Annotated in this window: 13 protein-coding genes and 2 pseudogenes; 14 read left to right on the forward strand and 1 reads right to left on the reverse strand. The window is 69.9% G+C overall.

Annotation, left to right across the window (positions count from 1 at the left end; genetic code table 11):
• Positions 1 to 119: 119 nt before the first annotated feature.
• Genes ACFVDI_RS27555 through ACFVDI_RS27575 form a run of 5 tightly spaced genes read left to right on the forward strand, consistent with a single transcriptional unit; the run spans position 120 to position 3840 of the window.
• Positions 120 to 956: an alpha/beta fold hydrolase gene (locus ACFVDI_RS27555; RefSeq protein WP_378912088.1), complete on the forward strand. Its 837-nt coding sequence runs from the start codon at positions 120 to 122 to the stop codon at positions 954 to 956.
• Positions 953 to 1888 (forward strand): metal-dependent hydrolase, encoded by a 936-nt coding sequence (locus ACFVDI_RS27560; RefSeq protein WP_378912089.1) that lies wholly within the window; start codon positions 953 to 955, stop codon positions 1886 to 1888. Before ACFVDI_RS27555 ends, ACFVDI_RS27560 begins: the two co-directional genes overlap by 4 nt.
• Entirely contained in the window at positions 1885 to 2973 is a 1089-nt protein-coding gene (locus tag ACFVDI_RS27565) for a PDR/VanB family oxidoreductase (RefSeq protein WP_378912090.1), read from the forward strand. Before ACFVDI_RS27560 ends, ACFVDI_RS27565 begins: the two co-directional genes overlap by 4 nt.
• Before the next feature lie 58 nt (positions 2974 to 3031).
• Positions 3032 to 3565, forward strand: coding sequence for a GNAT family N-acetyltransferase (locus tag ACFVDI_RS27570; protein ID WP_378912091.1), 534 nt, complete (start codon positions 3032 to 3034; stop codon positions 3563 to 3565).
• Positions 3562 to 3840 (forward strand): hypothetical protein, encoded by a 279-nt coding sequence (locus tag ACFVDI_RS27575; protein ID WP_378912092.1) that lies wholly within the window; start codon positions 3562 to 3564, stop codon positions 3838 to 3840. The genes ACFVDI_RS27570 and ACFVDI_RS27575 overlap by 4 nt, the downstream gene beginning before the upstream one ends.
• 7 nt (positions 3841 to 3847) lie before the next feature.
• Here the strand turns inward: ACFVDI_RS27575 and ACFVDI_RS27580 are convergent, their stop codons facing one another.
• Positions 3848 to 4618, reverse strand: a complete 771-nt coding sequence (locus tag ACFVDI_RS27580) for an IclR family transcriptional regulator (RefSeq protein ID WP_378912093.1) — start codon at positions 4616 to 4618, stop codon at positions 3848 to 3850.
• Between the two features lie 69 nt (positions 4619 to 4687).
• Between ACFVDI_RS27580 and ACFVDI_RS27585 the strand changes: the two genes are divergently transcribed.
• The 9 genes and pseudogenes from ACFVDI_RS27585 to ACFVDI_RS27625 all read left to right on the forward strand — a co-directional run.
• Positions 4688 to 5503 carry a 2-keto-4-pentenoate hydratase gene (locus ACFVDI_RS27585; RefSeq protein ID WP_378912094.1) on the forward strand — a complete coding sequence of 272 codons (816 nt, stop codon included), beginning with the start codon at positions 4688 to 4690 and terminating at the stop codon, positions 5501 to 5503.
• 4 nt (positions 5504 to 5507) lie between these two features.
• Positions 5508 to 6461: an acetaldehyde dehydrogenase (acetylating) gene (locus ACFVDI_RS27590; protein ID WP_378912095.1), complete on the forward strand. Its 954-nt coding sequence runs from the start codon at positions 5508 to 5510 to the stop codon at positions 6459 to 6461.
• Positions 6462 to 6463: 2 nt separating this feature from the next.
• Entirely contained in the window at positions 6464 to 7489 is a 1026-nt protein-coding gene (gene dmpG / locus ACFVDI_RS27595) for a 4-hydroxy-2-oxovalerate aldolase (protein ID WP_378912096.1), read from the forward strand.
• A gap of 151 nt (positions 7490 to 7640) precedes the next feature.
• Positions 7641 to 7880 (forward strand): helix-turn-helix domain-containing protein, encoded by a 240-nt coding sequence (locus tag ACFVDI_RS27600; protein WP_045548860.1) that lies wholly within the window; start codon positions 7641 to 7643, stop codon positions 7878 to 7880.
• Entirely contained in the window at positions 7873 to 9135 is a 1263-nt protein-coding gene (locus ACFVDI_RS27605) for a type II toxin-antitoxin system HipA family toxin (RefSeq protein WP_378912097.1), read from the forward strand. The genes ACFVDI_RS27600 and ACFVDI_RS27605 overlap by 8 nt, the downstream gene beginning before the upstream one ends.
• 43 nt (positions 9136 to 9178) lie before the next feature.
• A complete protein-coding gene (locus tag ACFVDI_RS27610; protein WP_378912098.1) occupies positions 9179 to 9589 on the forward strand; it encodes a DoxX family protein in 411 nt (136 codons plus the stop codon).
• Positions 9586 to 10648: pseudogene (gene mgrA, locus ACFVDI_RS27615) on the forward strand (L-glyceraldehyde 3-phosphate reductase). Before ACFVDI_RS27610 ends, mgrA begins: the two are co-directional and overlap by 4 nt.
• Positions 10649 to 10686: 38 nt before the next feature.
• Positions 10687 to 12162 carry an amidase gene (locus ACFVDI_RS27620; protein WP_378912099.1) on the forward strand — a complete coding sequence of 492 codons (1476 nt, stop codon included), beginning with the start codon at positions 10687 to 10689 and terminating at the stop codon, positions 12160 to 12162.
• Between the two features lie 79 nt (positions 12163 to 12241).
• A pseudogene (locus tag ACFVDI_RS27625) lies at positions 12242 to 12705 on the forward strand (hypothetical protein); the annotation flags it as partial.

Consider the following 12705-nt stretch of genomic DNA (forward strand, 5'->3'; position numbering starts at 1 on the left):
CCGCGGACGATGTCTGCGGCGGGCCGGGTCGTTTCCGCGATCCAAGATCCGTGCTTGCTATTGTTTGCGGACGCGGTGTCTCATTAATCTGCCGGTGACACCCAACGGAGGAGGATGACGTGGCCGAGACGACCAAACGGCTGGTGGAGACCACCGACGGGCTGACGCTCGCGGTCTACGAGCGGGGGCCGGCTGATGCCGAGACCGTGGTGCTCGTCCACGGCTACCCCGACAACCACTCCGTCTGGGACGGGGTCGCGGAGGTGCTCGCCGAGCGCTTCCACGTCGTCGCCTATGACGTACGCGGCACGGGGGAGTCGGGCGTACCCGAGTCGACCTCCGGCTACCGCCTGGCACAGCTCTCCGCGGACTTCAAGGCGGTCATCGACGCCGTCTCGCCCGATCGGCCGGTGCACGTCGCCGCGCACGACTGGGGCTCGATCCAGACCTGGGAGTCGGTGACCGACCCGGCGCTGAGCAGCCGGATCGCGACGTACGTCTCGATCTCGGGGCCCGACCTCGGGATGGCGACCACCTGGTTGCGGGAGCGGACCCATCTGGGGAGCTCGGTGCGGCAGCTGGCCCACTCCTGGTACGTCTTCGTCTTCCAGCTGCCGCTGCTGCCCGAGGCGATGGTGCGCTCGGGGCTGCTCGCCCGGTTCGTCGGCGGCGGGCCGCGCCCGACCAAGGACCAGGTCAACGGGGTCGAGCTCTACCGCGCCAACTTCCTGGGCAAGCTGCTTCGCCCCGAGCCGCGGCCGACCGAGGTGCCGGTGCTGGTGATCGCCCCGCGCGGCGACGACTACGTGACGGTGCCGCTGCAGACCGAGGCGCCCCGGGCGTACGTGTCGTCGCTGGTCACACAGGTCATCGAGGGCGGACACTGGGTGGTGGCGACAGAACCCGAGCTGGTCGCGGGCGAGATCGTGGCCTTCATCGAGAAGGAGGACCGATGAGCAAGCAGACGAAGGAAGCCAAGCGCGGGCACGAGCCGGCCAAGGTGGCCCTCCACCCGCGGAACGTGAAGTTCGACTGGAGCCGGCTGCCCCTGGTGTGGATCCCGGGCGAGGCCTTCGCGTCCCACTACATCAGCGTGCTGCACCTGCTGCTGCCCGAGGGCGAGCGGTGGTTCGTCAAGGTGTTCTCCGAGATCCTGCCCCTGATCGAGGACGACCAGCTGCGCGAGGACGTGATCGGCTTCATCGGCCAGGAGGGCGTGCACGCCGCCGCCCACCAGGAGGTGCAGGACTACTTCAACGACAACGGGCTCGACGTACGTCCCTTCGCGGCCGAGATCGAGGCGCTGTTCCGCAAGATCCTGGGCGACCGCGACCTGACCGGCCGCGCCAAGGAGGAGTGGCTGATCGAGCGCGCTGCGATCATCGCGGGCCTCGAGCACCTCACCGCCGTGCTCGGCAACTGGGTGCTCAACTCGCCGGCCCTGGACAAGGCCGGTGCCGACGAGACGATGCTCGACCTGCTGCGCTGGCACGGGGCCGAGGAGGTCGAGCACCGCAACGTGGCTTACGACGTCTTCCAGCACGTCGACGGGCGCTACCTGCGTCGCGTCCGCTCCTACCTGCTCGGTGGCAGCGCGCTGCTCATGCTGTGGTGGCGCGGGGCGAGCTACCTGATGAAGAACGACCCGACCCCGCTCGATCCGGCACAGCCGGATCCGGCCAAGCGGCCGAAGGCGAGCCTGTTGAAGCTGATCGACGCGGAGCGTCGTGGGCTCGCGCCCGGGATCGTACGTATCGGGTGGGCGACCTGGAAGTTCTTCCTGCCCGACTACGACCCGTCCAAGGAGGGGTCGACCGCCCAGGCGGTGAGCTACCTGGCCAAGTCGCCCGCGGCGCTGCGCGCCGACGCCATCGCGGAGGGCCAGTGAACGAGGTCACCAGCGGGCCCGCGCGCTACAGCGTCCCCGACATCCCGGACTCGCGGCTCTATCGGGCCTTCGAGGCGATCGTCGCGGGCTACTGGACCAAGGCCGCCTACCGCTCCTGGCGTCGCCGCCGGCCGCTCGGGCGAATCGACCGGGACCTGCGCGTACGCGTCAGCCGGATCGACGAGGAGGGCCTCGACGTCAAGGCGATCTGGTTCGAGCGTGAGGACGGCGGCGACCTGCCGCCCTGGGACCCCGGTGCCCACGTCGATGTGGTGCTGCCCAGCGGCCGGCTGCGGCAGTACTCGCTCAACTCCGACCCCGACGACCTGTCGGCCTACCGGATCAGCGTGCGCCGGATCGAGCCGACCGCAGGTGGAGGCGGTGGGTCGGTCGAGGCCCACTTCCTCTCCGTCGGTGACCGGCTCGTCCTGAAGGGGCCGCGCAACGCCTTCCCGTTCGTCGACTCGCCCGCGGGCTACCTCTTCGTGGCCGGGGGCATCGGGATCACCCCGATCCTGCCGATGCTGCGCGACGTGGTGCGGCGGGGTGTGCCGTACGAGTTCGTCTATACCGGGCGCTCGCGCGAGACCATGCCGTTCCTGGAGGAGATCCGGGAGATCGTCGGTGACCACGAGATCCAGCTGTGGCCCGACGACGAGAGGGGCGTGCCCGACGCGGCCAAGATCATCTCGATGGCACCCGAGGGAGCCGCGCTCTACTGCTGCGGGCCGATGCCGATGATCGACGCGATCCGCGCGCAGATCCCGGACCCGCTGATCGACACGTTGCACTACGAGCGGTTCTCGCCGCCGCCGGTGCTCGGCGGCCGCCCGTTCCGGGTACGCCTCGGCGACTCCGACGTCGAGGTGGAGGTGGGCGCCGAGGAGTCCGCGCTGACCGCGGTCCGCCGGGTGCGGCCGGCCCAGGCGTACTCGTGTCAGCAGGGCTTCTGCGGCACCTGCCGGGTCCGGGTCCTGGAGGGTGAGGTCGAGCACCGGGATCACGCGCTGGCCGGCTACGAGCGTGACGGCCACATGATCCTGTGCGTCTCGCGCGCGAAGGGGACCGTGGTGATCGACGGTTGATCGCCGGCCGATCGATATCGGTTTGCCCGGCGGGCCGTGGCCTGATGTCCTGTGCCACATGACTGCCCTCGCCGTTCCCGCCACCGATCTGTACGACTCCTGGGCGGCCTGCGTCGCCGAGTTCGGTGGGGCTCATGTCGACGGCGCCGGCATCCCCGACGAGGAGGCCGCCGACGTGAGCCGGGAGGCGTGCGAGCGGTCGGTCGCGAAGGCCGCCCGGGAGCGGGACCTCACGGTCCCGCCGCCCGCCGGCCGGGTGCACGCCTCGTCCTTCTGGATCACCGAAGGCTCCGAGGTCGTCGGGTTCGTCCAGCTGCGGCACGCGCTCAACGAGTTCCTCGAGAACGTCGGTGGCCACATCGGCTACTCGGTGCGCGCCTCGGCCCGCCGCCGGGGTCACGCCGCCCGGGCTCTCGGCCTGGTCCTCGACGAGGCCCGCGCGCTCGGCCTGGAGCGGGTCCTGCTCACCTGCGACGACGACAACGAGGCCTCCGCGCGGACCATCGAGTCCCAGGGCGGCGAGCTCCAGGACGTCATCGACGCGACCGCCTACGGTTACGGCCCGACCCGGCGCTACTGGATCAAGCTGTGAACGAGGATGTCGTCGCCACCCAGGTCGAGCTCGAGTGGGCGCTCGCCGGTGAGTCCTCCGCGCCCACCGAGCTCGTCGACGAGGTGCTGACCGGTCTGCGCACCACCGGACGTACGCCGGAGGTGGACGTCGACGTGCTCCGAGCTGCGGCCTTCCGGCTCGTCTCCGAGGACCGGCTCGACGAGGTCGGCCGGGCCTGGCTGGAGCTCCTCGACGCCGTCCGGGCGCACCCGGACGCCCGGTTGGCCGACCTGCCTCCGGCGCGCACCGACTGACGCTGCGTCAGTTGGAGAGGGAGCGGCGGCGGCTGGCCAGGCTGGAGAGTCCCTGGGCGGCGGCGCGGACCAGGGTCACATGGGCCTCGGGCCGGAAGCGACCAACCGGGCCGGTGATGCTGATCGCTGCCAGGGCCCTGTCGCCACCGTCGGTGAGGACCGGGGCGGCGATGCACTGCAACCCGACGGCCGACTCCTCGCGCTCGAAGGCCACACCGTTGTCGAGCGCGGCGCCGAGCTGGCGCTCGAGCAGACCAGGCGCGACGATCGTGTGCGGCGTACGCCGTTCCAGGGGGCTGCTGAGGACCTCCTGCTGCACCTCCGGGTCGGAGAAGGCCAGCAGGATCTTGCCGATCGCGGTGCAGTGGACGGGCATCCGTCCGCCCGGCCGGGAGGGGGACTTGGCCTGGCGGTGGCCCCCGATCTTGGCGACGTAGACGACGTCGTGGCCCTCGCGTACGCCCAGGTGGACGGTCTCGTGGGTGCGCTCGTAGAGGTCCTGGAGGAACGGCATCGCCAGCTCCAGGAGCGAGCGCTCGACCGAGGCGCGCATGCCGAGCTCGAAGAGGCCGCCGGAGAGGCGGTAGCCGAGGTTGGTGCGGTCCAGGAGCCGGTTGGTGACCAGGTCGCCGGCGACACGATGGACGGTCGCCTTCGGCAGTCCGGTGCGGCGGACGAGTTCGGCCAGGGAGAGCACCTGGTCGTCGACCGTGAAGGCACGCAGGATGGTCACCGCCTTGCCGAGCACGGTGTCGAGATCGGCGGGCTCGTGTGGCATGTGATCACCGTACCGGTCAGCGGGACGCCGGGACCGCTGGTTCGGCCCATCTGCTGAGACCGTTGTCGCATGAACGAAGTGACCTCCCCGGCCGCCGTCGCCGGCGACGCTGCCATCGCGGCCGCCGCCGACCGGCTGCTGACCGCCGCCGCCACGGGCACCCCTGTGCCGCCGATGCGGGACCTGCTCGAACCGACCGATCTGGCTGCGGCGTACGCGATCCAGGAGCGGCTCACCGCCGCCCGGGTCGCCGCTGGCGCGACCATCGTGGGCCGCAAGATCGGGCTCACCTCCAAGGCGGTGCAGGAGCAGATCGGCGTGGACACCCCGGACTTCGGCGTGCTCTTCGACGACATGGCGTACGCCGACGGTGACACGCTCCCGGCCGACGCGATCCTGCAGCCGCGGGCCGAGGCGGAGATCGCGTTCGTCCTGGCGGGCGACCTCGCCGACGGCGACCTTTCCTACGACCAGGTCAGGGAGGCCATCGACTACGCCGTCGCGGCCATCGAGATCTGCGGCAGCCGGATCGCGGACTGGAAGATCGCGTTCGGCGACACCGTCGCGGACAACGCCTCCGCCGGAGCCTATGTCCTCGGCACGGAGCGGAAGACGCTCGGAGCGTTCGAGCCGCGCGAGGTCACCATGTCGATGTCGATCGACGACGAGGAGGTCTCGACCGGCACCGGCGAGGCCTGTCTGGGTGACCCGGTCAACGCGGTCCAGTGGCTGGCCCGCTACGCCCGCGACTTCGGCGAGCCGCTGCGTGCCGGCCAGCTGATCCTCTCCGGCGCGCTCGGCCCGATGCGGCCGATCACCGCCGGCAACACCGTTCGTTCCACCGTGTCGGGCCTCGGCTCGGTGGCCTTCAGCGTAGGGAAGTGACTCCATGGGCAAGGTGAAAGTGGCGATCATCGGGTCGGGCAACATCGGCACCGACCTGATGATCAAGGTGATGCGTACGTCCCAGCACCTGGAGATGGGCGCGATGGTCGGGATCGACCCGGCCTCCGACGGTCTGGCTCGCGCCGAACGCTTCGGGTTCGCGACGACGTCGGACGGCGTCGAGGGGCTGATCGGGCTGCCGGAGTTCGACGACATCGAGATCGTCTTCGACGCGACCTCGGCCAAGGCGCACGTCGCCAACGCGGCCGCGCTCGAGCCCTACGGCAAGCGGCTGATCGACCTCACCCCGGCGGCGATCGGGCCGTACGTGATCCCTGCCGTCAACATCGACGAGCACATCGACGCCCCCAACGTGAACATGGTGACCTGTGGCGGACAGGCGACGATCCCGATCGTGGCCGCGGTCGCGCGGGTCGTCCCGGTCGCCTACGGCGAGATCGTGGCCTCGATCTCTTCGAAGTCTGCCGGCCCCGGCACCCGGGCCAACATCGACGAGTTCACCGAGACCACCTCGGGCGCGATCGTGCAGGTCGGCGGCGCCAAGCGCGGCAAGGCGATCATCATCCTCAACCCGGCCGAGCCGCCGCTGATCATGCGCGACACGGTGTATGCGCTGGTCGAGGGCGGGTCGCGGACGCTGGCGGAGCTGACCGCGGAGATCACCGAGTCGGTCGAGAAGATGGTCGGTGACGTCGCCGCGTACGTCCCGGGATACCGCCTCAAGCAGAAGGTCCAGGTGCAGGAGATCCCCGACGACCAGCCGGTGGAGACGCTGTTGGTGTCGGCAGACGAGGCCCGGCCGACGCATCAGGTGTCGGTGTTCCTCGAGGTCGAGGGCGCCGCGCACTACCTCCCTGCGTACGCGGGGAACCTCGACATCATGACCTCGGCCGCGCTGCAGATGGCCGAGCGCATCGCGGCCGCGAAGGAGAACTGACGATGAGCACGCCCATCTACGTCCAGGAAGTCTCGCTGCGCGACGGCATGCACGCCGTACGCCACCGGATCACGCCCGAGGACGTCAAGCGGATCGTGATCGCCGCCGACGAGGCCGGCGTCGACGCCATCGAGGTCGCCCACGGGGACGGTCTGACCGGCGGCTCGGTCAACTACGGTCCCGGGTCCAACTCCGACTGGGAGTGGATCGAGGCGGCCGCCTCGGTCATCAAGAACGCCCGGTTGACGACGCTGCTGCTCCCCGGGGTCGGCACCATCCACGACCTGAAGCGGGCCTACGACCTCGGCGTCCGGTCGGTGCGGGTCGCGACCCACTGCACCGAGGCGGACGTCTCGGCCCAGCACATCGCCGCTGCCCGCGAGATGGGGATGGACGTCTCCGGCTTCCTGATGCTCTCCCACATGGCCCCACCCGAGCAGCTCGCCGAGCAGGCCAAGCTGATGGAGTCCTACGGCGCCCACTGTGTCTACATCACCGACTCCGGCGGCCGGCTGACGATGAACGACGTCCGTGACCGCGCGCGTGCCTACCGCTCGGTGCTGAAGGATGAGACCGAGATCGGCATCCACGCCCACGAGAACCTCTCGCTGTCGGTGGCCAACTCGGTCGTCGCGGTCGAGAACGGCGTCTACCGGGTCGATGCGTCGCTGGCCGGTCATGGCGCCGGGGCCGGCAACTGCCCGATCGAGGCGTTCATCGCGGTCGCGAACCTGTCGGACTTCAAGCACAACTGCGACCTGTTCAAGCTCCAGGACGCCGCCGACGACATCGTCCGCCCGCTCCAGGACCGCCCCGTCCGCGTCGATCGGGAGACCCTAACCATGGGCTACGCCGGCGTCTACTCGTCCTTCCTCCGCCACGCCGAGAACGCCTCCGCCCGCTACGGCGTCGACACCCGCGACATCCTCATGGAGTGCGGCCGTCGCGGCCTCGTCGGCGGCCAGGAGGACATGATCGTCGACATCTGCCTCACCAAGCTCGCCGAGCGTGAGGCCGCCGGCGCCTGATCGCGTCACCAGCGGGTCGGGCCGGTGTGGGATGCGGTCATCGCGATTCTGCGATACCGCGTTGCGACTACGAAAAAGGAGTCATCCGTCTCGACTACGATTTGGTAGTCGATCGCCACGAATACGATATCGTAGTCGTGGAGGTGGGTTCATGTCGTACACCGGGAAGGTCACCAGCCCCGAGTCGCTGGGGCGGATCCTGCAGCAGGCGCGCCTGCTCAACGGGTGGAGCCAACGTGAGCTGGCGGCGCGGATCGGGACGACCCAGCGCTACATCTGGGAGATCGAGGCGGGGAAACCGTCGATCTTCGTCGAGCGTCTGTTCGCCTTGATGAGGGAGACTGGGACCGAGCTGACCGCGACCATCGACGCCAGGAGCGACGATGAGTGAGCTTGTCGTCGAGCTCTACGGAAAGCCGATCGGGCGGCTGACCGGTTCGTCTGCCACGTACGACTTCGTCGCCTCGGTCGAAGCAGTGGAGACGTACGGCCTGGACAGCACGGTCCTGTCCCTGGCCGTTCCGTTGGCTCCGGTCGCGCCGCGTGGACGCAGGCAGCGGCGGCAGAACTTCTTCGCGGAGATGCTTCCCGAAGGACGGATGCTGTCGCGGCTGGCGGCAATGGCCGGCGTCAGCGAGCGCGACGTGATCGGGTTGCTGCGGATCTACGGTCGGGACGTCGCCGGTGCCTTGCAGGTCTGGGACCCGGAGGTCCCCGGCGAGCCGCGGGCCCCGAAGCTCGAACCGGTTGGGGAACAGGGGGTGGCCGATCTTCTCAACGAGATCGGCTCCTTCCCGCTCGCCAACAAGCCCGTCGGCGGTAAGACGTCGCTCGCCGGCGTCCAGGACAAGATCGTCCTGGTACGCAACGCCGACGGCTGGCATCGGGCGCTGGACGGTTATCCGTCCACGCACATCCTCAAGCCGGTCACGTCCGACTTCCCGTCGATGATCTACGACGAGGAGTACGGCGCCCGGTTCGCACAGGCTCTGGGGTTGACGACGTACGACACGTTCATCGAGGAGTTCGCGGGGCAGCCGGCGCTGGTGATCGAGCGGTACGACCGCGGAGATGAGGTCGAGGGCGTCCCGAGCCGGGTGCACCAAGAGGATTTCAACCAGGTCCTGGGCGCGCGCGGCGACCAGAAATATCAGAAGTACGGCGGCAAGGTCTCTCTCAAGCGCATCGCCGGTGAGTTCAGTGCGCTCGGCGACACTGCCTCGCTGCGGAAGCTGGCCACGATGACGGTGCTGGCGGCCGCGATCGGCAATCTCGACATGCATGCAAAGAACATCTCGTTGCTGCACCACCCGGACGGCTCGGTCGAGCTCGCCCCGGCGTACGACGTCGTTCCGCAACGGCATCTGCCGAACGACGGTGAGCTGGCGCTCGCTGTAGGCGGGGTCTACCAGCACTCGGCCCTCACTCGCGCCGACCTGATCGCCGAGATCGCGTCGTGGCGCGTTCGCGAGGCCGAGGCGCTGGTCGATGATGCCCTGGCGGACATCGCAGAGATCGCCGAGAACGAGGTTCCCGCTCACGGCGCCTATCCGGGCTTGGTTGAGGACATTCGGGCCTTCACCGTCAACCTGAGGTCCGGCCGTTCGGTGGGAGCAGAGCTGAGCCGATCCCAGGGTGGGGCCTGACGGTCCATGAGCGGCTTCTTGGAGCCTGTGGAAGAGTCGTCCCGTGAGCACTGAATCTTCTTCGCGGCTCGATCTGCCGCTGGCCGGTCTGGCCGCACTGTTCCTCGGATCCGGCACCCTGCACCTGGTGAGGCCCCAGGTCTTCGAGCCGATCGTGCCGCCACAGCTGCCGGAGGCGCGCAAGGTGGTGGAGATCTCCGGGGTTGCGGAGATCGCGTGCGGGCTGGGGCTGCTGCACCCGAAGACCCGCCGGATCGCGGGGCTCGCGAGTGCCGCGCTGCTGGTGGGGGTGTTCCCGGCCAACGTGCAGATGAGCGTCGACGCCGGGAAGCGAGCCAACCGGAAGCGGACCGCCAAGTCGGCCGGCTTCTTCGCCGGTACGGTCGCGCGGCTGCCGCTGCAGTGGCCGATGATCAAGGTGGCGCTGCGTGCCGGAAAGGAGACCGGCGCATGACGTACGTTCCTGCGGAGACCCGCTACGACGCGATGCAGTATCGGCGGACCGGGCACAGCGGGCTGGACCTGCCCGCGGTCAGCCTCGGGCTGTGGCACAACTTCGGTGACGACCTGGCGTTCGAGCGGCAGCGGGCGATCCTGCGTACGGCCCTTCGACGCGGGCATCACCCACTTCGACCTGGCCAACAACTACGGCCCGCCCTACGGTTCGGCCGAGGAGAACTTCGGCCGCCACCTGCGCGGTGACTTCGCCGGGCTGCGTGACGAGCTGGTGATCTCGACCAAGGCCGGGTGGGACATGTGGCCGGGGCCGTACGGCAAGATCGGCGGCTCGCGGAAGTATCTGATCTCCAGCCTCGACCAGTCCTTGACGCGGATGGGGCTCGACTACGTCGACATCTACTACCACCACCGTCCCGACCCCAGCACGCCGCTGGAGGAGACGATGGGCGCGCTCGACCAGATCGTGCGGTCCGGGAAGGCGCTCTACGTCGGGCTCAGCTCCTACTCCTCGGCGCTGACCCGCGAGGCGGCGGCGATCCTGCGCGAGCTCGGCACTCCGCTGCTGATCCACCAGCCGTCCTACTCGATCCTCAACCGCTGGCTCGAGACCGACGCGCTGCTGGACACCCTCGACGAGGTCGGCGCCGGCGCCATCTCGTTCTCGCCGCTGGCGCAGGGTCTGCTGACCAACAAGTATCTCGGGGCCGGTGGCATCCCGGAGGACTCTCGCGCCGCCAAGGCCCGCTTCCTGACCCCGGAGGCACTCACGCCCGAGACGCTCGCCGGCATCGAGTCGCTCAACGCCCTCGCCGTCGACCGCGGCCAGACCCTCGCCCAGATGGCGCTCGCCTGGGCGCTGCGCGACCCGCGGATGACCTCTGTCGTCATCGGCGCCTCTCGTCCCGAGCAGGTCACCGACTGCATCGGTGCGCTCTCCGGTCCCGAGTTCACCTCCGAGGAGCTGGCCAGGATCGACGAGTACGCCACGGTGACCGGTATCGACCTGTGGAAGCGCGAGCGGGTCGAGGGCGACTACCGGGAGATCTTCAACTGAGGCCTCCGCGCGAGCGCGATGACCGCTAGCCTGCGCTCATGCGGGTCGATGAGTATCTGACGTACGACGCCACCGGGCTGGCGCAGCTGGTCGCTGCCAAGGAGGTGACCGCGGCCGAGGTGCTGGCCGCGGCGCGCGAGCGGGCCGAGGCGGTGAACCCGCGGATCAACGCGATCGTCGCCGACATCCCGGAGGCCGACGCCCAGGTCGCCGGCGACGGCCCGAGCGGGCCGTTCGCCGGGGTGCCGTTCCTGGTCAAGGACCTGGCTCAGGAGTATCAGGGCCACCCGACGACCTACGGCTCCCGGGCGCTCGTCGACGACGTCGCCGAGGAGCACTCCTACTTCACCCGGAGCGCCCTCGACGCCGGCTTGGTGATCTTCGGCAAGACGAACACCCCCGAGTTCGGGTCGAAGGGGATCACCGAGCCGGAGCTGTTCGGGCCCTCGCGCAACCCGTGGAACACCGACCACACGCCGGGCGGTTCCTCGGGCGGTTCCGGGGCGGCGGTGGCAGCGGGGATCGTCCCGGCGGCCGGCGCCAACGACGGCGGTGGCTCGATCCGGATCCCGGCCGCCTGCAACGGCCTGGTGGGGCTGAAGACCACTCGCGGTCTGCTGCCGCTGGGCCCGCAGAGCCTGGACGCCTCCAACGGCTTCGTCGTCCAGGGCGTGGTGACGCGCACCGTCCGCGACGCGGCCGGTCTCTACGACGCCCTCCTCGGCGACCGGTCGCTGGCGATGCTGCACGCCCCGCACCCGGATGGGCCGTTCTCCGAGGCGATCGCGGCCCCACCCCGCCGGCTCCGGATCGGATTCACCTCGACGTCCTCGATCACCGAGCCCGACCCGGAGGCGATCGCGGCGGTCGAGGACGCGGCCAAGGCCCTCGAAGCGCTCGGTCACCAGGTCGAGGAGGTCGAGGCGCCCTACGACGCCGCCGAGCTCGGCCGGGACTTCCTCACCATCTGGTTCGCTTCGGCCGCTGCCGAGGTCGCCGAGGCCAAGCTCCGCGTCGGCGCCAAGAACGCTGCCTTCGAGGCCGACACCCTGGCCGTGGCTGAGCTCGGCCGAGCCGGGGGAGTGGTCGCTGTCGAGCTGGCGCACATCAACCGCCGCAACCACGTACGCCGTCTGAGCGAGTTCCACGAGACGTACGACCTGCTGCTCACCCCGACGTTGGCGAAGCCGCCGCTGAAGGTCGGGCAGCTGAACACCCCCAAGGCGCTGCAGGCCGCGGCGCGGGTGCTCCACAAGGTGCACGGCGGGCGGGTGATGCGGGCGACCGGGATGGTCGACCAGCTCGTCGACGAGAACCTCGGCTGGGTGCCCTACACCCAGCTCGCCAACATCACCGGGCGGCCGGCGATCTCGGTGCCGACCTACCGGACCGCGGCCGGGCTGCCGCTCGGTGTCCAGCTCTCCGGGCAGCTCGGTGACGACGGGCTGCTGCTGCAGATCGCCGCCCAGCTGGAGGAGTCGAAGCCGTGGGCGGAGTACTGGCCCGAGCTCTGATGCCTGAGAGGAGGGCCCGGCCATGAAAGAAAATTTCCTTTCGCGCACGAAGCCGGTGCCGGAACGGCACTATCGAGGTATGACTCCGTCTCCGGACATGCTCATGACCTCTCGACGCGCCCTTCTCGGTGGCACTCTCGGGGGAGTCGCGATGACTCTCCTCGGCGGTGCCGCGGTGGCCTCGACGCCGGAGGACCCGACCAGGGCGACCCGGGCGCTCGCCTCCCTGGCCGGGCAACCGCCGACGATCACCCCCGAGGAGCTCACCTTCACCCCGGGCACCGTCCTGCGTCCCGGCCACCCTCGCCAGGTCGGCCTCGACCCGGCACAGATCGCGAAGATCCGCACCGAGCTGACCCGGTTCCTCGAGCCGACCACGGAGAACCCCGCCCACCCGCTGTACGCCGGGGCCACCGCGATCGCGGTCAAGGACGGCGTCGTCGTGGCGCACGAGAGCGTGGGCAAGGCGCTCAGGTACGGGCTCGACGGCACCGCCGTCGTGGAGCTTCCGGCCGACCAGCAGGTCGCGGCGACCACCGAGAC

It is taken from the genome of Nocardioides sp. NPDC057767, assembly GCF_042798275.1.
GTDB lineage: Bacteria > Actinomycetota > Actinomycetes > Propionibacteriales > Nocardioidaceae > Nocardioides.

Bases quoted from the DNA above. Each gene is read 5' to 3' on its own strand.
- ACFVDI_RS27560 (WP_378912089.1), top strand. From the start codon at position 953: ATGAGCAAGCAGACGAAGGAAGCCAAGCGCGGGCACGAGCCGGCCAAG.
- ACFVDI_RS27570 (WP_378912091.1), top strand. From the start codon at position 3,032: ATGACTGCCCTCGCCGTTCCCGCCACCGATCTGTACGACTCCTGGGCG.
- ACFVDI_RS27580 (WP_378912093.1), bottom strand. From the start codon at position 4,618: ATGCCACACGAGCCCGCCGATCTCGACACCGTGCTCGGCAAGGCGGTG.
- ACFVDI_RS27585 (WP_378912094.1), top strand. From the start codon at position 4,688: ATGAACGAAGTGACCTCCCCGGCCGCCGTCGCCGGCGACGCTGCCATC.
- ACFVDI_RS27590 (WP_378912095.1), top strand. From the start codon at position 5,508: ATGGGCAAGGTGAAAGTGGCGATCATCGGGTCGGGCAACATCGGCACC.
- dmpG (WP_378912096.1), top strand. From the start codon at position 6,464: ATGAGCACGCCCATCTACGTCCAGGAAGTCTCGCTGCGCGACGGCATG.
- ACFVDI_RS27600 (WP_045548860.1), top strand. From the start codon at position 7,641: ATGTCGTACACCGGGAAGGTCACCAGCCCCGAGTCGCTGGGGCGGATC.
- ACFVDI_RS27605 (WP_378912097.1), top strand. From the start codon at position 7,873: ATGAGTGAGCTTGTCGTCGAGCTCTACGGAAAGCCGATCGGGCGGCTG.
- ACFVDI_RS27620 (WP_378912099.1), top strand. From the start codon at position 10,687: ATGCGGGTCGATGAGTATCTGACGTACGACGCCACCGGGCTGGCGCAG.